Genomic DNA, 19,377 nt, shown 5'->3' with positions numbered 1-19,377 from the left:
CATCATTCAGGTAGTGGCTTTTTTTTTGTCGTGATTGGGCACAACGTAATTCTCCACATCATCTGCTGTAATGGTTTTGCCGGAAAGGATCACAAGCCTTTCCACAACGTTGCGCAGCTCCCGGATATTACCGGTCCACTGATGCAGCTGCAGGGATTTCATGGCATCTTTGTCCGCCACCTTCCTTGCAATGCCGTATTCGGAGCAAACGCTATCCAGGAAATGATCCACCAGCAGGGGAATATCATCTTTGCGATCATTCAGGGAAGGTACGTGAATGAGGATCACGCTGAGGCGATGGTACAGGTCCAGCCGGAAATTCTTTTCCTCCACTTCCCTCAGCAGGTCTTTATTTGTTGCGGCCACTACCCTTACGTCCACACTGATCTCCTTGTCCCCTCCCACACGGGTGATCTTGCCTTCCTGCAATGCGCGCAGCACCTTTGCCTGGGCGCTGAGGCTCATGTCGCCTATCTCATCCAGGAAAAGCGTACCGCCGTTCGCTTGTTCAAACTTCCCGATACGTTGTTTCACAGCGGAAGTGAAAGAGCCTTTCTCGTGGCCGAACAGTTCACTTTCGATCAGTTCGCTCGGGATGGCCGCGCAGTTCACTTCCACAAGCGGGCCGCTGGCGCGGTTGCTGTATTCATGTATCCAGCGCGCTACCAGTTCCTTGCCCGCACCGTTATCACCGGTCACCAGCACGCGGGCATCCGTTGGGGCCACTTTGCTGATGGTATCCTTGATCTTTACGATAGGTGCGGATTCCCCGATCATTTCCGGTGTTTTGTTCACCTTTTTGCGAAGCGTTTTGGTTTCGGCCACGAGGGTGGTCTTATCCAGCGCATTGCGCAGGGTGATGAGCAGGCGGTTGAGGTCCGGCGGTTTGGAAATATAATCATACGCGCCTTTTTTCACCGCATCCACCGCTGTATCTATATTACCGTGACCGGATACCATGATAATAGGCACATCCGGATTGGTTGCTTTTGCTTTTTCGAGGAATTCCAGGCCGTCCATCTTCGGCATTTTGATGTCGCACAGCACGGCATCGTATGCCTTGGCCTGGTACATTTTGAACCCTTCAGCGCCATCGGCCGCTTCTTCTATCTTGTATCCTTCATAGGTCAATATTTCCGAAAGCGTTTTACGGATACTCTTTTCATCGTCAATAATCAGAATGTTGGCCATTGGTTGTCTATTATTTTAAACACTGCCAAAAATAAAGAAAAAGAAGCATCCGGTGTTAAGGATAGGATAAAATACTCCCATTCTGCCGCAGTGTAAAAAATAATTCTTGCACAGCAAAGGGTTTTGGCCTATAAAGTCTACTAACTTAACAGGTTTATCTGTAATTTTACCGGCAAGCAGATAACTATTCATTTTTATGAGGAAATTATTGGAGCAACTCAAATTGCGGCATGCGGCTGCGGCAGCCAACGCTTATCCTTCTTCGGAAAGGGTTTGTGCTTTCTACAGCAGCCTGGTGAACTGGCTGTTCCCCGAGCATACCGGCAAGGTGATGGATGCGGTACAGCTGGAACAGCATGTGGCCGCGCTGGAAGAGCAGTTGCGGGGATTGCTGGCATCGATGGAAGGACAGCTACCCAGGGATGCCGCTGCCACCAGCGCGCTTTTCATGGAGCAGATACCGGGGATCTATGACAACCTGGTGAAAGATGCGGAGGCCATTTTGCAGGGAGACCCGGCCGCGACCTGCCTGTATGAAGTGATCCGGGCATACCCGGGTTTCTACGCCATCGCGGCATATCGCATTGCACATGCGCTGCACACGCTGGATGTACCGTTGCTGCCCAGGGTGATCACCGAGTTCGCGCATGCCCGCACGGGTATCGATATACATCCCGGCGCGCAGATCGCGCCGTATTTCTGTATCGACCACGGTACCGGTATCGTCATCGGGGAAACCACCGTGATCGGTCCGCATGTCAAACTCTACCAGGGTGTGACCCTCGGTGCGTTAAGCATTGATAAATCCATGGCGATGGCCAAACGCCATCCTACCATAGAAGAGCATGTGGTGATCTATGCCGGCGCCACCATCCTGGGCGGCGATACCATCATCGGGCACCATAGCATCATCGGCGGGAACGTCTGGCTCATCAAATCCACGGCACCGCATTCACGCATTTATTACAAAGCAGACGGCAGCATTAAAGTAGTTTAATTTATGAGATCAGTACTGGACCTGGTAGGCAACACCCCGATGGTGGCATTGCAACGCATTCCTGAAAACCCGAACGTAACGGTCTACGCCAAGCTGGAAGGCACCAACCCCGGCGGCAGCGTGAAGGACAGAGCAGCTTACGGCATGATCAAAGGCGCGCGGGACCGCGGCGAGATCAAACCCGGCATCAAACTCATTGAAGCCACCAGCGGCAATACCGGTATCGCACTGGCCATGATCGCCAGTCTTTTTGGCGTGGAAATCGAGATCGTTATGCCGGAGGATGCTACCCGGGAAAGGGTGCTGACCATGGAAGCCTTCGGCGCCAAAGTGGTGCTTACGCCAAAGGAACAAAGCATGGAAGGCGCGATCGACTACGCGCATGCCCAGGTGGCTAAGGGCGGTTATTACATGCTCAACCAGTTTGCCAATCCGGACAACTACGGGATGCATTACCGCACCACCGGGCCGGAGATCTGGCGCGATTCCGAACAGCGCATCACACACTTCGTTTCGGCGATGGGCACTACCGGTACCATCATGGGCGTGTCCCGCTTCCTGAAAGAAGTGAACCCTGCCATACAGATCGTAGGCTGCCAGCCGACGGATGGCTCCAAAATACCCGGTATCCGCAAATGGCCGGAAGCCTATCTCCCGAAAATATTCGAAAAAGAGCGGGTGGACCGGACGATGGACATCTCCGAGCAGGAAGCCCGGGAAATGACCAGGAGGCTGGCCCGGGAAGAAGGCATATTCTGCGGCATGAGCAGCGGCGGCGCCGTTGCGGCGGCCATAAGGCTGGCCGGGGAACTGGAGAGCGGGGTGATCGTTTGCATCATTTGTGACCGTGGGGACCGGTACCTGAGCAGTGATCTGTTTGGATGAGATGGTCGTCCGGCAGTTGAAACTTTCTTTTGCCCAAATATAAAAACAGGCTGTACCAACGTGTTGATACAGCCTGTTTTCTATTTTGCGAAATAACTTACTTCTTCAGATACATCACTTCCTTCACCAGCTTCACTGTTCTTTCCACATCGGGGAGGTACAGCTTCACCAGGTTGGGCGCATAGTGCATCGGTGCATCTACGGCCGTGATACGGCGGATGGGCGCATCCAGGTAATCGAAACCTTCCTTCTGGATACGGTAGGAGATCTCGGAAGAAATGCTGGAGAACGGCCATTGCTCTTCCACGATCACCAGGCGGTTGGTTTTCTTGACAGATTCCAGGATGGTGAACCAGTCCAGCGGACGGATAGTACGAAGGTCGATCACTTCCGCTTCGATACCTTCTTTCGCCAGTTCTTCGGCGGCGCTCAGCGCTACTTTCATCATTTTGTTGAAAGAAACGATGGTAACGTCTTTACCGGCGCGTTTGATATCTGCTTTCCCGATGGGGATGATATATTCTTCTTCCGGCACTTCTCCCATGTCGCCATACATCACTTCGCTTTCCATGAAAACAACGGGGTCGTTATCACGGATGGAGGCTTTCAGGAGGCCTTTTGCATCGTATGGATTGGAAACGGATACTACTTTGAGACCGGGGATGTTGGCATAGTAGCTTTCAAAAGCGGTGGAGTGCTGCGCACCCAGCTGTCCGGCTGAGCCGTTAGCCCCGCGGAACACGATAGGGCAACCTACCTGTCCGCCGCTCATCGCCAGCATTTTGGAGGCGGTATTGAGGATCTGGTCCATTGCCAGTACGGCAAAGTTCCAGGTCATGAATTCCACCACCGGGCGAAGCCCGTTCTGAGCCGCTCCCACACCGATGGCCGTAAAGCCCAGTTCAGCAATAGGGGTATCGATTACCCTGCGGGGACCAAACTCATCGAGCATACCCTGGCTAACTTTGTAGGCTCCGTTATACTCTGCCACTTCCTCTCCCATCAGGAATACCCGCTCATCGGCGCGCATTTCTTCCTGGAGGGCTTCTCGTAAGGCTTGTCTGAAGGCTATCTGACGCATTGATTCTTTAATATTATTTGAACATTACACCCTTTTCTGAAAAGGCAGAGCAAAAATATCGTTTGTTTGCCAAAAAGCAAAGCATTTGGGCGGACTTTAACCTTTTTACCTCCTCCGCCTGTTCGCCTCTACACCTTCTCGATCACCATGGCGCTCGCGCCACCGCCGCCGTTGCAGATACCGGCCACGCCATACCGCCCGTTTTCCTTATGCAGGATGGAACTCAGGGTGATCACAATACGCGCGCCGCTACAACCGATCGGGTGCCCCATGGCCACTGCGCCTCCCCAGACGTTCAGGGTCTCCGGTTTCAGGCCCAGATCCCGCTCGTTGGCCAGCGCCACGCAGGAAAATGCCTCGTTGATCTCCGTAAAATCCATATCCTTTACGGTAAGCCCCGCTTTGGCAAGCGCTTTATTGATTGCCTTTACCGGCGTTGTGGTGAACCATTCGGGCGCCTGCGAAGCGTCCGCAAAGCTGACGATCCTGGCCAAAGGCCTGATGCCCAGTTCTTTGAGCTTTTCTCCGCTCACCAGCACTACCGCCGCAGCTCCGTCGTTGATCTTGGAGGCATTGGCCGCCGTTACCGTGCCTTCCTTCTGGAATGCGGGGCGCAGCGTGGCCATCTTCTCGAAATTCACCTTTTTGTATTCTTCATCTTCACTGATCGTCACCGCCTGCTTCCCCGGAACCTCTACCGGTACGATCTCGTCCCTGAAATATCCTTTCTCCCAGGCCGCCGCCGCTCTCCGGTAGCTCGCTGTGGCATAGGTGTCCTGGTCTTCCCGGCTGATCTTGTACTCCGCCGCGCAGATCTCCGCGGCGTTGCCCATGTGAAAATCCTTGTAAGGGTCCCACAGCCCGTCCCGGAGAATCCCGTCGATCACGGCGCCGTGACCAAGACGATAACCGTTACGCGCTTTATCGAGATAATAAGGAATATTGCTCATGCTTTCCATGCCGCCGGCCACCACGATGTCGTTATCGCCCAGCAGGATGCTTTGCGCACCCAGCATAATGGCTTTCATACCGGAAGCACAGACCTTGTTGACCGTTGTGCAGGGAACCGTATTTGGCAAGCCCGCATACAAACTGGCCTGGTTGGCCGGCGCCTGCCCGATATTGGCGCTGATCACATTTCCCATATACACTTCCTGTACCTGGTCCGGCGTTATCTTTGCCCTTTCCAGCGCGGCCCGGATGACCGTAGCGCCCAGCTGCGTGGCGGGAACGGTGGATAAAACGCCGTTAAAACTGCCGATCGGCGTTCTGGCTACGGCTGCAATGAATACTTCTCTCATTCGCTTGATTTTGTTTTGGTGACACGAAACCCAAATTTAGGGAATTAGCGGAGGGGCGCCAAAAACACAGGTTCCCACGGATGCCGCTGTATGCAATTACCGCCACTGGCGCGGTGATGACAGGATGCATCAACAATATTGATAGTATTTTATCTTTCGCATCGCGGAGATGCCCCGTACAGCGGGGGTAAGGCCGGGAAACGGCTATGGAAGCCGGGGGAACAGGCCGGGGACGGTGGAGGTGAGGTGGACATGAGGTGGACTTGATCTGCATTTGACCCGGTTAATATGCTATCAGGAGGAGATCGGTAACGCGCAGCATATCCCTTCAAACCGCATTCCTCGTAGAACAGATTTCAGCCGGAACACTGTTCTTTTCCGTAAGTTTGCAGTTGGCTAAATTATTTTATACTCGAAACTAAAAAGTTCTCATTTTTAATTTCAATACGCCGAAGCATAAGCAAAATGTTTCCGGAGCAGCATTGAACAGTAACATCAAATTTGATCTCTCAAAACACCATACAACAGATCCTCAACCGGATAGACATCGTCGAGATCGTCGGCTCCTTCGTGAAACTGAAAAAACGCGGCGCCAACTACCTCGGCCTTTGCCCATTCCATAACGAGAAGTCCCCCTCCTTCACCGTTTCAGGCAGCAAGGAGATCTACAAATGTTTCGGCTGCGGCAAAAGCGGCAATACCATCAACTTCCTCATGGAGCATGAAAAATACTCCTATGTGGAAGCGCTCCGCTGGCTGGCCCAGAAATACGGTGTGGAGATCGAGGAAAAGGAGGTCAGTCCCGAAGTCAAAGCCCAGCAACAGCTGGCGGACAGCCTCTTCATCATCAACAACTTTGCGCGCGACTATTTTGTGCGCACAATGTTCGAGACCGAAGAAGGGCAAAACGTAGGGCTGAGCTATTTTGAGGAAAGAGGTTTTTCCGAAGAAACAGTGCGCAAATTCCAGCTGGGTTATGCGCTCAACGAAAGGGATGCTTTTGTGAAAGCCGCCCAGGCAAAGGGATACAACCCCGAATACCTGTTGAAGACCGGCCTCATCGCCATCCGTAACGAACAGCCGACAGACAATTACAGGGGCCGCGTGATCTTCCCGATCCACAACCAGAGCGGTAAAGTGCTGGGCTTCGGCGCCCGCATCCTCGTGAAATCCGACCGCGCCCCCAAATACATCAACTCCCCGGAGAACGACATCTACATCAAAAGCAAAGTGCTCTACGGCACCTACTTTGCCAGGCATGCGATAGACCGGCTGGATGAATGTTTCCTCGTGGAGGGCTATACGGATGTTGTTTCCCTGCACCAGGCCGGCGTGGAAAATGTGGTGGCTTCCAGCGGTACTTCCCTCACTACGGACCAGCTGCGCCTCATCAAAAAATACACGAATAACCTTACCATACTCTATGATGGCGATAACGCGGGTGTAAAAGCGGCGCTCCGCGGGCTGGATATGGCCATCGAAGAAGGGCTTAACGTTAAACTGGCGCTGATCCCCGATGGTGATGACCCCGACAGCTATGTACGGAAGATCGGGGCCGAGGCTTTCCGGAATTTCATTGCGGAGAACAAGCAGGATTTCATCCTCTTCAAGCTGCAGGTTTCCCTGCGGGAGGCCGGTAACGACCCCACCAAAAAGTCGCAGCTCGTGAACGAGATCGCCGAAACGATCTCCCGTATCGATAAAGTGGAGGACTTCACCAAACAGCAGGATTACATCCGCCAGTGCAGTCAGCTGCTCCGGATCGATGAGCAGGGCATGGTGACGCTGGTGAACAAATATATCCGCGACCGGATCACCAAACAACAACAGCAACAGGTCAGGAAACAGCAGGAGCAGGGAGAAGACGGACGCTTACCCGAAGAGACGCATCCGGGGTATTTTGAGGATGGCAGCCCCATTGACAGTGGCGACAATCTTTTTAACCGCGATGAAAAGCAGGAACGGGAACTGGTGAAGATCCTCCTCCGCTTCGGCGACAAGCCTTTCAGCGAAGAAGACAATAATACGGTGGCGGATTACATCTTCCACCTCCCCTATGATTTTGAATCACTGGCGGACAGCGAGATCGTCAAAAAAATATTGCGGGAATACAAAGCCCGGTATGATGAAGGCGAACTGCTGGACAAAAAATGGTTCCTCTACCACCAGGATACCGACATCTCCCAAAACGTTGCACAGATACTGGAAGACAAGGAAGCGGAACTCAGCATCAACTGGAAGGAGAAGTACGAGATCACGACCGTTTATGGTGATAATGCTTACCTCAAAGACACCATCTCCACCACCAATTACCTGATGCTGCGAAAGATCAAAAAACTGATCGCTGAAAACCAGCAGGAAATGGAAAAAGCCACCGATCTGGACGCACAGATCAAATGTGTGGAAATGCACCAGCATCTGAAACAGCTGGAAATTGCGCTGACACAGGAGATCGGGACAGTGATATTCAAATAAAGGCTACCGCTTCCGCTCCCAGGTCTCGAACGTATAGGCGAAAGGATTTTTCTCGTCCGCCGGGAAGGCCTCGCTATGCTTCAACTCCCACTCCGCCGGGCTGATCTCCGGGAAAAATGCATCACCCTCCACAGTCGTATGCACACGCGTCCGGTAAATGCGGTCAACCAGCGGAAAGGCTTGCAGGAAGATCTCTGTGCCCCCCGTGATAAAAATTTCTTTTACATCCTGTTGCTCCGCTGCCCGGATGGCCTCCTGAATGGAAGATACCACGGTTATGCCGGGATGGCTGTAATCCTGCTGGCGGGTGATCACGATGTTCTGCCGCCCTTTCAGGGGTTTGCCCATCGATTCAAAGGTCTTTCGGCCCATGATCACCGGGAAACCCCAGGTGGTATTCCTGAAGAATCGCAGATCACCGGGCAGATGCCAGGGCAGGCGGTTCTCCACCCCTATCACATTGTTCTCGGACGCGGCAACGATAATGGAGATCATACGGCAACGGGGGCTTTGATGTGCGGATGGAATTCGTATTGTTCCAGGGTGAAATCCTCATACCGGAAGCTGAAAATGTCCTTCACATCCGGGTTGAGTTTCATCACCGGCAAAGGATAAGGTTTCCGGGTCAGTTGCAGCCTGGCCTGCTCAAAGTGATTATTGTAAAGATGCACATCACCGAAGCTGTGTACGAACTCGCCCGGCTGCAGGCCGCATACCTGGGCGATCATCAGCGTCAGCAAAGCGTAGGAAGCAATGTTGAAAGGAACGCCGAGAAAAACATCCGCACTGCGCTGGTATAACTGGCAGCTGAGCTTTCCGTCCGCCACGTAGAACTGGAACAGGCAGTGGCAGGGACTTAATGCCATATCCGGCAGGTCCGCCACATTCCAGGCGCTGACGATCAGCCGGCGGGAATCCGGGTTCTTTTTGATCTGGTCCACCACATCGGTGATCTGATCGACAGTCTTGCCATTGGCGCCTTCCCAGCTCCGCCACTGTTTACCGTACACCGGCCCCAGCTCTCCTTCCGCGTTCGCCCATTCATCCCATATCTTCACCCCGTTCTCCTGCAGGTAACGCACATTGGTATCACCGTTCAGGAACCATAACAGTTCATGGATAATGGACTTCAGGTGCAGCTTCTTGGTAGTCACCAGCGGAAAGCCGTCCTGCAGGTCAAAACGCATCTGGTAACCAAAACAACTCCGCGTACCGGTACCGGTGCGGTCAGTTTTATCACTACCCTTATCGAGAATATGTTGTAGCAGTTGAAGATATTGTTGCATGACCCCGCAAAATAATAATAAAAGCGGAAACCGACCGGGGGCAAAAGATAAATGTGGAAATCAGGTGAACAACCCCATCAAAATAATATAATGATTTTCAGGCAAATAAACAATTCTGATTTAGCCGGTTTTTAATTAATCTGCATCAACGCTTGTCATCAATCAAAATCATCCGGCCTGTAACAACTGCATCAACCTGCGTCAACCGCATAAAAAAAACCGCCCCTCTTGCCAGGGACGGCTTTTGACATTGCATAATGATTAACATGGTTCCGATATAATGACTTGTTATTTTCCTGTTCCCTGTAAAACGGGATAACGGAAAAAATGTTACAAGCCAAACTTGTCAAGCCAATCTTCGTTTCATTTCTTCACGGATCAGGCTGAGCTCCCGCCCCATCTGCCCTGCAATGGAGGTGTTTTCCTGCGCTCTCCGGATCAGGTAGGGCATCACTTCTTTAACGGGACCGTAAGGCAGGTATTTGGAAACACGATAGCCGGCATGTGCCAGGTTGAAAGTGATATTGTCGCTCATACCGTAGAGCTGCGAAAAGCTGACCCGCGGATGATCATGCGGCAGCCCTTTGCCATGCAGCAGTTGCGCAGCCAGCATGCAGCTGTTCTCATTATGGGTGCCGATGAATACGGCAAGATGGTCCAGCCGGTCCATACAAAAACGTATAGCCTCGTCGTAATCCCGGTCGGCCGCCGCCTTGTCCGGCTGAATGGGGGAAGGATAGGACATATCCTCCGCACGTTTGCGCTCCTTCTCCATATAAGCGCCCCGCACAAGTTTTGCGCCGAGCAAATATCCCTGCTGCTGTGCTTTTGCAAAGGATTTCCGCAGATACTTCAGCCGGTCGTGGCGGTACAGCTGGAAAGTATTGTACACGATCACTTCCGTCTTGTTGAACAGTGCCATCATCTCGTCCGCCAGGTCGTCCACCGGCTGCTGCACCCAGGACTCCTCCGCATCGATCAGCAGGCCTACTTTTTCTTTGGCCGCAGCTTCACAAAGCGTCCGGATGCGTTTTTTCACCCGTTCGAATTCCTCCTGCCCGGCAGCATCCAGCGTTTCTCCGGCATGTATCTTCTCCAGCAGGTCAAAGTTGGCAAAACCGGTAACCTTGACGGCTACGAAGGGGATATGCGGCTTACCGGATGCAAAACCGATGGCACGCAGGAACTCGGGAACAGCCTTATCGTAGTTCTCCTCTCCTTCAACGGCTTCCACACTGTAATCCAGCACTACGCCCACCCCGAATTTACCGAGCGTTTCCGCCGCTTCTACCGCTTCTTCCAGCGTTTCCCCGCCACAGAACTGATCGAAGATCGTAGCCCTGATCAGCCCCTTCACCGGCAAATGCAGCTTGAAGGCCAGCGGCGTGAGGAATGCTCCCAGCTTTACCAGCCAGGGCTTCCCGATATTGCTGAAAAGAAAGTTGGCTTTTCTGAGCGCTTTGCCGGATTTGTGCTCAAAAGCGATGGCCGTATTCCCGAAGGATAATGATAGCTGCTGTTCCATGGCGGGCAAAGTTAAGGGGACGGAATTGGTTTAACAAAAATGCCCTTCTACTCATGATACTTTTCTGACATGCGAATTGGGGGTTTGCCGAAATAATTTTTATTATATTTATCGCCTGACAGTGTTACACCAAATCTCCTTTGTCCCGATAATGACAGCAAGACAACCGCAATTCAGCCGCCGCCGGCGATTTCCACTGTATATGAAAAAACGCCGCAACTGGCAGCCGGTTGCGCTGACCATTATTGTGCTGTTACTGATAGCCGCGGGTATTTCGTATTACGTTGCGGGGCGCCATCATACCCGCTCCGCCATTCTCGCTTCCGGCCTTCAATACACCACTTATCAATGCCCTTACGGCGAAAGGAAGCTGGTACGGCTGCCGGACAGTACACTGGCATTGCTTAATTCCCGCTCCACGCTCTACGTGCCGGCGGGCTTCCCGCACCGCACCAGGGAAGTGATCCTGGACGGGGAGGCATTCTTTGGCGTACGGAAAAAGGAGCCGCTGGACTTCATTGTAAAAACTGACAAATTAAAGACACATACCAGCAGCAGCATGTTCCGCATCCGTTCCCTTGAATGCCAGTCCGGCGCAACCTTATATGTATTGAACGGGGCGGCCAGCGTTGCAAAATCCTACTATTCGCCAACCGACAGCGCCACCGAGTTCCTGGGGCCCGGTGAAATGATCCTGGCCAACAAGGATATTGACCTGATGGAAAAAGAAACATTCACCCTGGCGGAGCAGCAGGACTGGCTTGATGGCAAACTCGTTTTCGATAATACCCCTATCCCGGCGGCTTTCCGGAAGATCGAAGACTGGTTTGGCGTGGAGATGGAATTCAGGGGCAAAAGCGGCAGCCTTCCGGAAGGCATTTCCGGCGAGTTCCACCAGGGCTCATTGCCCGCTTTGCTGACGGTATTGGGAAAGAGTGTTGGATTTTCCTACCGCATCAAGCGGAACAAAGTGGTGATCCGGTTCTAGGCACCGGCTTCTTTTGCTGCAGTCTCTTTTTATAACACATCCTTTTCCTCTATAGGAATCTGACGGATGAAATTGTCAAAAACATCTCCTTCGTAATCGTCATACGCGCCATACGCATTGATGATATAGCCGATGAAACCTTCTTTGTTTTCCAGGAGGTAGAGGACCGCGGAATCGGAAGGATTGGAATCTCCTTCGAAACGGTAGATCCGGATGATCGAAAAATCCTGCGGATCAAAGATGCGCTTATCGCCGAGATATTGCAGCTTTCCATCCGGCATCAGGCGAAATTCACCATCATAGCCCCTTAACTTCAGCACGTCCAGTACGCCGGACAGTGTGGTCATGCCTCCGGGAGTTGTTTCCATACGATTAAGATTTTATGCGTTATCAGCTCAGTTGCGCGCCCACTCTTTTGAGCAGTTCCAGGGTCTTGCGCACACCTTCGTCTTCCGACAGTTTTGAGCCTTCATATTCGATTCCCACATATCCGCGGTACCCTGCATTTTTAACGATCTGCATCATCTTTACATAATCCGTTTCCGTTTCATTGCCCTGCTCGTCAAAGTTATGCGTTTTTGCGCTGACGCCTTTGGCAAAGGGCATCAGTTGCTCTACGCCCTTGTACCGGTCGTATTCCTCCAGGCAAACGGTTTTGGCCCAGGCTTCGGGGCTGTCATCCTCCGGTTTGGAACGGTTGATGCAGAAGTTGCCGAAATCCGGCAGGGTGCCGCATCCGGGTTTGTTGACCGCTTTCATCACGCCGCTGAGCCATTCCCCGTTGGAAGAAAAGCTGCCGTGGTTTTCCACGATCACGCCGATGTTGAAGTCCTTTGCAAAATCGGTCAGTCTCCCAAGCCCGTCCGCTGCGGCTTTCGCCACTTCTTCCGCTTTGCCGTTACCGGCAGCGTTCACGCGGATGGAATGGCAGCCCAGCAACTGCGCGGCTTCCACCCATTTATAGTGATTCTCTACGGCCTTCGTGCGCAGCTTCGCATCCAGATCGCCCAGTTCTCCTTCACCATCACACATGATCAGCACATTGGTCACGCCATGATCATCCGCACGTTGCTTCAGGTCCGCGAGGTAAGCCTTGTCTTTTGCCTTATCCATAAAGAACTGGTTCACATACTCCACACCGGTGATGCCGAAGTCGTTCTTCGCTTTTGCGGGAAAATCGAGGTTCGTCATTTTACCGGCGAACAGCGCGGTGTGAAATGACCATTCTGCCAGGGAGATCTTGAAGAATAACTCCTTCGGTTCGCCGGTCAGCGTCGTTGAATCCTTGCTCGAAGTGTTGCCCGCATTATTACAGGCAGCTAAAAAAGCAGGGCCAAGGCTTATGCCTGCCGTAAAGAGGCCGATCTGGCGTAAAAAATTCCTGCGGTCTGTGGATGATGACATTGTTTAAAGATTTGAATCGGGTAATGAAATCATAACTGTTATGTGTACACGCTTTTTTCAAAGCAACGTGGAAAGTACATAACAAATTAAGGAAAAAAAGAAACAAGTGGAAAAATAAAAAGGGCCGGATGACGTGGGGTGTTGGCCCGGAAGTGGCTATGATTGTTCCTGCAGCCAGAAATAATGGTTCAGTACCGCACGGATCTCTCCATAGGTATAATGGTCTCCCAGCTTTTCCTTCACAGCGCCGGCGGTATAGGTCCCGCCCTCTTCCACTGCCCTGAGGATGGCGCTGACCTTGTTGCTGTCCGGCACCAGGTCCCGCACATCCAGCTCACCTTTACGGACAAATTCCCCCAGGTGGCTTTCTACGGTGCTTATGGCGAGGTTTCGCCTAGCGGCGATCTCCTCCACGGCATGCCCGTCCAGGAATAGCTGGAGGCTCTGGCGCGGACTGCTGCCGGTGTCGCTTTTCTGGGAACGGCGGGGTTTCTGCCGCGTTTTGAGATGCATTTGCGTGCTGATCCGCTGGCGGATGCAGTACGATTGTACGGCATCCAGGAAAGCCTCCCCGTATTTGGCCAGCTTTACATCGCCGAAACCCGAGATCTTCGCGAGATCGCCGGTGGTCAGCGGCAGGTAAGCCACCAGCTCCGCCAGGGTAGCATCGGAGAACACAATATAAGGCGGCACGTTCTCCCGGTCGGCCAACCGGCGCCGCAGGGCTTTCAGCTCCTGGAAAAGCTCGGGGTGGGCGATCTCTGCGGACTGCCGGTCAGGCGCCGCCTTTGTGGCGGGTGTTGTTTCGGCCGGTGCGGCAAACATCACCTTCTCCTCTCCCTTCAATACGTTCCAGCTGGTATCCGTCAGCTGCAGCAGCGGATATTCCCCGGATGACTGGCGGAGATAGCCCAGCCGGATCAGTTCACGGGCATATTGTTTCCATTGCTCCTTACTGATATCTTTTCCTATGCCGAATGTTTTGAGTTGCTGATGCGATTCCCTGACGGTGCTGCTGCCCCGCAACAGGTCGGTCACATAATTCAGCCCGAAGCGCTCTTCCAACCGGTACACAGCGCTCAGCAGCTTCTGCGCGGCAACCGTGCCGTCACTAAGCGCATACTGCCCCTGGCAGACATCGCAGTTGCCGCAATGGTCCGGTGCGGATTCGCCGAAATACTGCAACAGGTACTGGCGGCGGCATTGCGGCGCTTCACAAAGACCAGCCATCTGATCCAGTTTCTTCAGCATGATGGTGCTCTGCGCTTCATTTCCTTCCACATTGGCAAAACGTTTCAGCTTGAACACATCACCGGGACCATAAAACAGGATCGCTTCACTGGCCAGGCCATCCCGGCCGGCACGGCCCGTCTCCTGGTAATACCCTTCGATGTTCTTGGGAAGGTCCACATGCACCACAAAGCGGACATTGCTTTTGTTGATGCCCATGCCGAAGGCAATGGTAGCCACCATGATGCGCACTTCATCCCGCAGGAATTTTTCCTGCCGCTCTTCCCTGACCTGTCGTTCCAGGCCGGCATGATAGGCCTCCGCTGAAAACCCCTCGGCCTGAAGGTCCGCCGCAAGCGATTCCGTACCGGCACGGGAGAGGCAATAAATAATACCGCTGTCTTCCTTATGTGTTTCGAGATAGCTTAACAGCTGATCGTAATGATCCTTTTTCGGGCGGATGCCGTAATAGATATTGGGACGGTTGAAAGAATTTTCGTAGACCGTATAATCCTTCAGCCGCAATTTTTCAATGATATCGTGTTTGGTCACACCGTCCGCCGTAGCGGTGAGGGCAATGACCGGGGTGCCCGGGAACCGGTCCTTCAGCTGCCCGAGGGCCAGGTACTCCTGCCGGAAGTCATGCCCCCAGTGACTGATGCAGTGGGCTTCGTCGATAGCAAAAAGGGAAACGTTCAGTTCAGCGAGAAAAGGCATAAAATTGCCTTCCCCGATCAGCCTCTCCGGTGCAATGTAGAGCAGCTTCAGCTCCCCGTTGCGCAAAGCCAGCAAAACATCCTGCTGGCCGGACATGGAGAGGGAGGAATTGAGAAAAGCAGCCGGGATACCGTTCTGCCGGAGCGCGTCCACCTGGTCCTTCATCAACGCAATAAGCGGGGAAACTACAACCGTTACACCGTCAAATGCCAGGGCCGGCAGCTGGTAACAAATGGATTTACCACCCCCGGTAGGCATCAATACCATCGTATCTTTGCCCTGCAGCACATTTTCAATGATCGCCTGCTGGTTATGCCGGAACTGCGTGTACCCGAAATGATGTTTTAAAAGAGTTAACAATGACTGTTGTTCCATAGCTCGTTCTTCATGCGCAAATATAGGGAAATCAGGCTTCCGGCATTTAAAGGAAAAAAATACGGACAGCCCCCTTGAGAAAAAAAATTAATTCGGTATATTTAGTAAAGAGAGTCAAATACAACTGTTATTCACTGAACCCAACACAATCGCGTATGAAACTGCTGGCACCCATCCCCACGTTAACGACACCTTCATTGGAAGAAACGGTAGAATTTTATGTGTCCGTACTCGACTTCACCTGCAAAACAATGGATGAAGACTGGAAATTCGCTTCCATTCATAAAGACAGTGTGAACATGCAGCTGATACATCCGCAATCAAAATTCCCCTTCAACAGTCCGGGCCCTTTTGACGAACCGCTGTTTACCGGCGCCATTTATATTCATATGGACGGTATCGATGAATTATGGGAAAAAGTAAAGGACAAAGCCGAAGTATGCTTTCCGATACAGAACTTTGATTATGGTATGCGCGAGTTCGGCATTTATGATAATAACGGCTACCTGCTGCAATTCGGGGAACAGCTGCCTGCCTCATAAAAAAAACCGCAGCGCGCACGCTGCGGATATTATCCAGTTTAACTCACTTTCCTGCTGCTCCTTGGGTTTTCGAGGACAATGCGTTTGTATAAAATAATGTAATAGGCTTATGTAAGGGAGATAGGTGTTGCGACATTCATCGCATAGATATCATAAATATAGATCAAAATAGCCAATAAGCTTCACCTTTTTTTCTTTGTTATATGATGAGGGCGTAGCGGAAGAAGTTCCGCTACGCCCTCATCATCTTCGTCATATATTATCTCACCACTACCACGCCATCGGCTACGATGACGATCTCTTTTTTGGGAGCAGTGATCTTTGCGATCTCTTCGCTGCTTTTACCGGCATCTTCCGCAAAATGACGCAGGCGCTCTACAGACGTTTCATTGACTTTGGCAGTTCCTTCCACCACTACCGTCTTCCCCAGGATATCCTGCGGCATAAAGAAAGCATAGTCCGTGAACTTCACCATAACAGGCTCGCCTGAGGCGTTTTCCAGCTTCATGAAACAGCCTTTCTTTTTGCATACTTCCACCACCTTTCCGGCTATCTTGCCTGCAAATGCCGTATCCTTTTCCAGTTGCTGCTGCAGGTCGCTCATGACCAATGCATTGTTGGGCGTGATGGTCTTGCCGTAAGTAACGCCCGGCTTCGCGGATGCAATGTTCGTCTGGGCCATTGTTGTTGCGGCGGCAAATAAGCCGGCCAGTAACAGGATATATGTCTTTTTCATAAGTTAATTGATCTTTTACAGGTCATACAGCGGCTTCGGTGATAAAAAATTCATGCCGGCTTCATTGGCCGTTGTTCAGATAATGTTGATGATACAGCAAATATAGGCGTTTCACAAGATTCGCATAAACACATTATTTTTATTTTAATTTATTAAAATATTTAATGTATGTTTGCGTCCGTATCCTGCAAAGGGTATAACCATGTTAAACCTATAATTGATAACTACCTATGAAATTGACCAAACTGCTTGCCGGCGCAGCCTGCCTGGCCATTATTGCCTCCGCCTGTAAAAAAGACAAAGATGACGATCAGTTGGGTTCCATCCTCGCTACCTGGGGCCCGGAATTTGATGTTGTATCCGTTACCACCATGGGACAGTCCACTTCCGATACTTCATGGAGCTATGAGGAAGAAGATACCTATACCTTCAAGACGAATGACACGCTGGTCATCAACGAGGGAGGTATTGAGGAGACCGTTTTCTATGCTATCTCCGGCCGCCGGATCGTATTCTCGGAAAACGACGACTTCACCGGAACGAATGACACGATGCATATCGATTACATCCATGCCACGGAAATGAGTATTTCCGAAACGGAAACCACTACACTGGAAGGTGTAAGCATCACTACAAAATACGCGACGATCTTCAGGAAATAGTGTAACCGAATACACCACAGGACGCGGGTGCTGCATCGTTTTGCAGCACCTGTTTTTATTTTCCCCCGATCCGGCTCACGGCTTCCCCGAAGGCTGCCCCTACCGGTATCACCGCCTGCCGGATGTACAGGCAGCTCCGGTCTATCTTGTCTACTTTATCATTGGCTACGATATAAGAGCGGTGCACCCGGGTGAACCGGGCATCCGGCAACAGCTCCAGGGCTTCCTGCATGGACAGCCGGGAGAGCACCTTCCTGTCAGCCAGCACAAAATGCACATAATTGCCGGCGCTCTCCAGGTACAGCACTTCCTCCAGCTTCACTTTATGCTGTTCATATCCGCTTTTAATGAAGATGTAGTCGGGCGGGTTATTGTTGCCGGCAGACTTGTCCAGCCGCAACTGCAGCAGTGCATGCGCCTTGTTGCAGGCTTTCAGGAAGCGGGCCAGGGAAAATGGTTTCAGGAGATAATCGATCGCATCCAGCTCGAAGCTTTTAACGGCATGCTCCGAATAAGCGGTGGTGAACACGGTCATCGGCGGTTCGTGGAGGCTTGTCAGAAATTCGAGGCCTGAAATATCCGGCATTTTGATATCGAGGAACAGGAGATCGATTTTTTCCCTGCGGAGCAGTTCCATCGCATCAAAGGCATTCGTGAAGACGCCCAGCAGCTCCATGAACGGCACCCGGGCGGCATGTGCCTGGATAACGGACAAGGCTACCGGCTCGTCATCAATCGCTATGGCGGTCATTTTCATGATATGCAAATTACACTTTATGCACCAACAACAAACGTTTCGCATTGTTCCAGAGCTGGCGGAAGCGTTTGCCGTCCGAGGCCTCCCAGTCTTTCACCACCTGTTCGGACTCCCGGCGCCGCTGCGTTTCCGTAAGCCTGAACAGGTGATCGATCACTTCTTTATCGGCATGTTCGGCGCCATCGTAATAATAGGCATGGAGTTCCTGTTCCTTTTCCATTTCCAGCTTCGTGGCCTGTATGCTTCCGGCCGTCATGGCGGCCACTTTTTCGTCGTATTCCCCTTTGGGCATCAGCAATTTGGTCAGCAAGGGCATAATCTCTATGAGCGTGATGATGAACACGATGAGGCGGTAACGTTGCTTCATGGGCGGATGTTCTTCGGTAAGGGTATTCAACGCTTCGATCTGTGAAAGGAAACCATCGGTGAGCGTGGCGAGGTAAGCCTGTTCCTTCGTACTGTCTTCCGAATGAATGAGCGCCAGTTGCGCTGCTTTTTCCAGGCGCCGCGGTTCAAGTTCTCTTTTCAGCTTGCGCAGCTCCTCTTCCGACTTCAGGTATTCATTCTTTTTAACCCGCGCAATGGCGGATTCCCCGATCTTGCCGGAGCCGCCGGTGCCATCGGTCTCGCGGATATAGCCATCCTTATAATCCTTTACCTGTTCCTCTTTTTGCTGCAGCTCGTTTTTTAACGTAACGATCTCCTGCTGCAGGGGTTTTGTGCGGGCTTCATTGAGTGCCGCCTGCTCCTTCCTGAAATGGTCCAGTTTCGCCTGCCGGTCCAGCACCATCTGCGCATCGATGTCTTTCCGGAAAAGCATGAGCACGACCGGTTGGGAAATGAACAGTCCAATGGTTACAGCCAATACCAGCCGGAATGCTACGGGCAGAAACTGCGGTTTGCCGCCGTTCCTGCTCATGGCGGCGATGAGGCTGCGGTCGATCGACAATATGGCGAAACCGAAGAAGATCGCCAGCGCGGCAATGATCAGGTCGTCATCAACGACAGTAGAGAAAAAATATCCCCAGGCCAGGGTGGCAAACAACCATGTAACGAGTACGGCTATCCCTACGATGCGGTAGCGCTCCCGGTCTGTCGGGCAATCCTTTAACACCCCGGCGTCTGCTGTAGCCAGCCACCAGAGGAACTTTGAAAAACCGTCTGGCGGCGGCGCCGGTACAGGCGCCGGGGGCTTCCGGTTCGGTTTGATGTCATTCATATGCTA

The 19,377-nt window shown here is 52.3% G+C and carries 18 protein-coding genes; 6 read left to right on the top strand and 12 right to left on the bottom strand.

Annotated features, from left to right (window positions below):
• Positions 1 to 6: 6 nt before the first annotated feature.
• Complete coding sequence (locus tag FW415_RS10400; RefSeq protein ID WP_148384492.1) at positions 7 to 1,191, bottom strand: sigma-54 dependent transcriptional regulator; 1,185 nt, start codon at positions 1,189 to 1,191, stop codon at positions 7 to 9.
• 196 nt (positions 1,192 to 1,387) lie between these two features.
• Here FW415_RS10400 and FW415_RS10395 point away from each other — a divergent pair, with 196 nt between their 5' ends.
• Entirely contained in the window at positions 1,388 to 2,188 is an 801-nt protein-coding gene (locus FW415_RS10395; RefSeq protein ID WP_148384490.1) for a serine O-acetyltransferase, read from the top strand.
• A gap of 3 nt (positions 2,189 to 2,191) precedes the next feature.
• Positions 2,192 to 3,073, top strand: coding sequence for a cysteine synthase CysM (gene cysM / locus FW415_RS10390; RefSeq protein ID WP_148384488.1), 882 nt, complete (start codon positions 2,192 to 2,194; stop codon positions 3,071 to 3,073).
• Between the two features lie 97 nt (positions 3,074 to 3,170).
• Here cysM and FW415_RS10385 read toward each other — a convergent pair whose 3' ends face one another.
• Entirely contained in the window at positions 3,171 to 4,154 is a 984-nt protein-coding gene (locus FW415_RS10385; RefSeq protein WP_148384486.1) for a pyruvate dehydrogenase complex E1 component subunit beta, read from the bottom strand.
• Positions 4,155 to 4,282: 128 nt separating this feature from the next.
• The gene (locus FW415_RS10380) at positions 4,283 to 5,455 is read right to left on the bottom strand and encodes an acetyl-CoA C-acyltransferase (RefSeq protein WP_148384484.1); all 1,173 of its coding nucleotides are present in this window, start codon (positions 5,453 to 5,455) and stop codon (positions 4,283 to 4,285) included.
• 501 nt (positions 5,456 to 5,956) lie between these two features.
• Between FW415_RS10380 and dnaG the strand changes: the two genes are divergently transcribed.
• Positions 5,957 to 7,930, top strand: a complete 1,974-nt coding sequence (gene dnaG / locus FW415_RS10375; protein WP_148384482.1) for a DNA primase — start codon at positions 5,957 to 5,959, stop codon at positions 7,928 to 7,930.
• Positions 7,931 to 7,933: 3 nt separating this feature from the next.
• Here dnaG and FW415_RS10370 read toward each other — a convergent pair whose 3' ends face one another.
• The 3 genes from FW415_RS10370 to FW415_RS10360 all read right to left on the bottom strand — a co-directional run bounded on the left by FW415_RS10370 (position 7,934) and on the right by FW415_RS10360 (position 10,741).
• Entirely contained in the window at positions 7,934 to 8,425 is a 492-nt protein-coding gene (locus tag FW415_RS10370; RefSeq protein WP_148384480.1) for a dihydrofolate reductase, read from the bottom strand.
• Positions 8,422 to 9,216: a thymidylate synthase gene (locus FW415_RS10365; RefSeq protein ID WP_148384478.1), complete on the bottom strand. Its 795-nt coding sequence runs from the start codon at positions 9,214 to 9,216 to the stop codon at positions 8,422 to 8,424. The genes FW415_RS10370 and FW415_RS10365 overlap by 4 nt, the downstream gene beginning before the upstream one ends.
• Positions 9,217 to 9,562: 346 nt before the next feature.
• A complete protein-coding gene (locus FW415_RS10360) occupies positions 9,563 to 10,741 on the bottom strand; it encodes a proline dehydrogenase family protein (protein WP_148384476.1) in 1,179 nt (392 codons plus the stop codon).
• A gap of 202 nt (positions 10,742 to 10,943) precedes the next feature.
• Here FW415_RS10360 and FW415_RS10355 point away from each other — a divergent pair, with 202 nt between their 5' ends.
• Positions 10,944 to 11,729 carry a FecR family protein gene (locus FW415_RS10355; RefSeq protein WP_168208759.1) on the top strand — a complete coding sequence of 262 codons (786 nt, stop codon included), beginning with the start codon at positions 10,944 to 10,946 and terminating at the stop codon, positions 11,727 to 11,729.
• Between the two features lie 29 nt (positions 11,730 to 11,758).
• On the opposite strand, the gene FW415_RS10350 is transcribed toward FW415_RS10355, so the two are convergent.
• The 3 genes from FW415_RS10350 to recQ form a co-directional block, all read right to left on the bottom strand.
• On the bottom strand, positions 11,759 to 12,097 hold the full coding sequence (locus tag FW415_RS10350) for a hypothetical protein (protein ID WP_148384472.1): 339 nt from the start codon (positions 12,095 to 12,097) through the stop codon (positions 11,759 to 11,761).
• Between the two features lie 22 nt (positions 12,098 to 12,119).
• Positions 12,120 to 13,133 carry a sugar phosphate isomerase/epimerase gene (locus FW415_RS10345; protein ID WP_148384470.1) on the bottom strand — a complete coding sequence of 338 codons (1,014 nt, stop codon included), beginning with the start codon at positions 13,131 to 13,133 and terminating at the stop codon, positions 12,120 to 12,122.
• 156 nt (positions 13,134 to 13,289) lie between these two features.
• Positions 13,290 to 15,440: a DNA helicase RecQ gene (gene recQ, locus FW415_RS10340; RefSeq protein ID WP_210420857.1), complete on the bottom strand. Its 2,151-nt coding sequence runs from the start codon at positions 15,438 to 15,440 to the stop codon at positions 13,290 to 13,292.
• 170 nt (positions 15,441 to 15,610) lie between these two features.
• Here recQ and FW415_RS10335 point away from each other — a divergent pair, with 170 nt between their 5' ends.
• A complete protein-coding gene (locus tag FW415_RS10335) occupies positions 15,611 to 15,997 on the top strand; it encodes a VOC family protein (protein WP_148384467.1) in 387 nt (128 codons plus the stop codon).
• A 259-nt stretch (positions 15,998 to 16,256) separates the two neighbouring features.
• Here FW415_RS10335 and FW415_RS10330 read toward each other — a convergent pair whose 3' ends face one another.
• Positions 16,257 to 16,733: a DUF4920 domain-containing protein gene (locus tag FW415_RS10330; protein ID WP_148384465.1), complete on the bottom strand. Its 477-nt coding sequence runs from the start codon at positions 16,731 to 16,733 to the stop codon at positions 16,257 to 16,259.
• 230 nt (positions 16,734 to 16,963) lie between these two features.
• Between FW415_RS10330 and FW415_RS10325 the strand changes: the two genes are divergently transcribed.
• On the top strand, positions 16,964 to 17,395 hold the full coding sequence (locus FW415_RS10325; RefSeq protein WP_148384463.1) for a hypothetical protein: 432 nt from the start codon (positions 16,964 to 16,966) through the stop codon (positions 17,393 to 17,395).
• Positions 17,396 to 17,450: 55 nt separating this feature from the next.
• On the opposite strand, the gene FW415_RS10320 is transcribed toward FW415_RS10325, so the two are convergent.
• Positions 17,451 to 18,152: a LytTR family DNA-binding domain-containing protein gene (locus FW415_RS10320; protein ID WP_246859001.1), complete on the bottom strand. Its 702-nt coding sequence runs from the start codon at positions 18,150 to 18,152 to the stop codon at positions 17,451 to 17,453.
• A 10-nt stretch (positions 18,153 to 18,162) separates the two neighbouring features.
• Positions 18,163 to 19,371 carry a DUF4407 domain-containing protein gene (locus FW415_RS10315; protein ID WP_148384461.1) on the bottom strand — a complete coding sequence of 403 codons (1,209 nt, stop codon included), beginning with the start codon at positions 19,369 to 19,371 and terminating at the stop codon, positions 18,163 to 18,165.
• Between the last annotated feature and the right edge of the window lie 6 nt (positions 19,372 to 19,377).

This window comes from Chitinophaga sp. XS-30, from assembly GCF_008086345.1.
Classification (GTDB): domain Bacteria; phylum Bacteroidota; class Bacteroidia; order Chitinophagales; family Chitinophagaceae; genus Chitinophaga.
The sequence above is the reverse complement of the archived record's forward strand: the minus strand, read 5'-3'. Positions and strand labels throughout refer to the sequence as shown.

Bases quoted from the DNA above. Each gene is read 5' to 3' on its own strand.
- FW415_RS10320 (WP_246859001.1), bottom strand. From the start codon at position 18,152: ATGAAAATGACCGCCATAGCGATTGATGACGAGCCGGTAGCCTTGTCC.
- FW415_RS10355 (WP_168208759.1), top strand. From the start codon at position 10,944: ATGAAAAAACGCCGCAACTGGCAGCCGGTTGCGCTGACCATTATTGTG.
- FW415_RS10350 (WP_148384472.1), bottom strand. From the start codon at position 12,097: ATGGAAACAACTCCCGGAGGCATGACCACACTGTCCGGCGTACTGGAC.
- FW415_RS10395 (WP_148384490.1), top strand. From the start codon at position 1,388: ATGAGGAAATTATTGGAGCAACTCAAATTGCGGCATGCGGCTGCGGCA.
- cysM (WP_148384488.1), top strand. From the start codon at position 2,192: ATGAGATCAGTACTGGACCTGGTAGGCAACACCCCGATGGTGGCATTG.
- FW415_RS10385 (WP_148384486.1), bottom strand. From the start codon at position 4,154: ATGCGTCAGATAGCCTTCAGACAAGCCTTACGAGAAGCCCTCCAGGAA.
- FW415_RS10345 (WP_148384470.1), bottom strand. From the start codon at position 13,133: ATGTCATCATCCACAGACCGCAGGAATTTTTTACGCCAGATCGGCCTC.
- FW415_RS10370 (WP_148384480.1), bottom strand. From the start codon at position 8,425: ATGATCTCCATTATCGTTGCCGCGTCCGAGAACAATGTGATAGGGGTG.
- FW415_RS10315 (WP_148384461.1), bottom strand. From the start codon at position 19,371: ATGAATGACATCAAACCGAACCGGAAGCCCCCGGCGCCTGTACCGGCG.
- FW415_RS10400 (WP_148384492.1), bottom strand. From the start codon at position 1,191: ATGGCCAACATTCTGATTATTGACGATGAAAAGAGTATCCGTAAAACG.
- FW415_RS10360 (WP_148384476.1), bottom strand. From the start codon at position 10,741: ATGGAACAGCAGCTATCATTATCCTTCGGGAATACGGCCATCGCTTTT.
- FW415_RS10365 (WP_148384478.1), bottom strand. From the start codon at position 9,216: ATGCAACAATATCTTCAACTGCTACAACATATTCTCGATAAGGGTAGT.
- FW415_RS10380 (WP_148384484.1), bottom strand. From the start codon at position 5,455: ATGAGAGAAGTATTCATTGCAGCCGTAGCCAGAACGCCGATCGGCAGT.
- FW415_RS10330 (WP_148384465.1), bottom strand. From the start codon at position 16,733: ATGAAAAAGACATATATCCTGTTACTGGCCGGCTTATTTGCCGCCGCA.
- FW415_RS10325 (WP_148384463.1), top strand. From the start codon at position 16,964: ATGAAATTGACCAAACTGCTTGCCGGCGCAGCCTGCCTGGCCATTATT.
- FW415_RS10335 (WP_148384467.1), top strand. From the start codon at position 15,611: ATGAAACTGCTGGCACCCATCCCCACGTTAACGACACCTTCATTGGAA.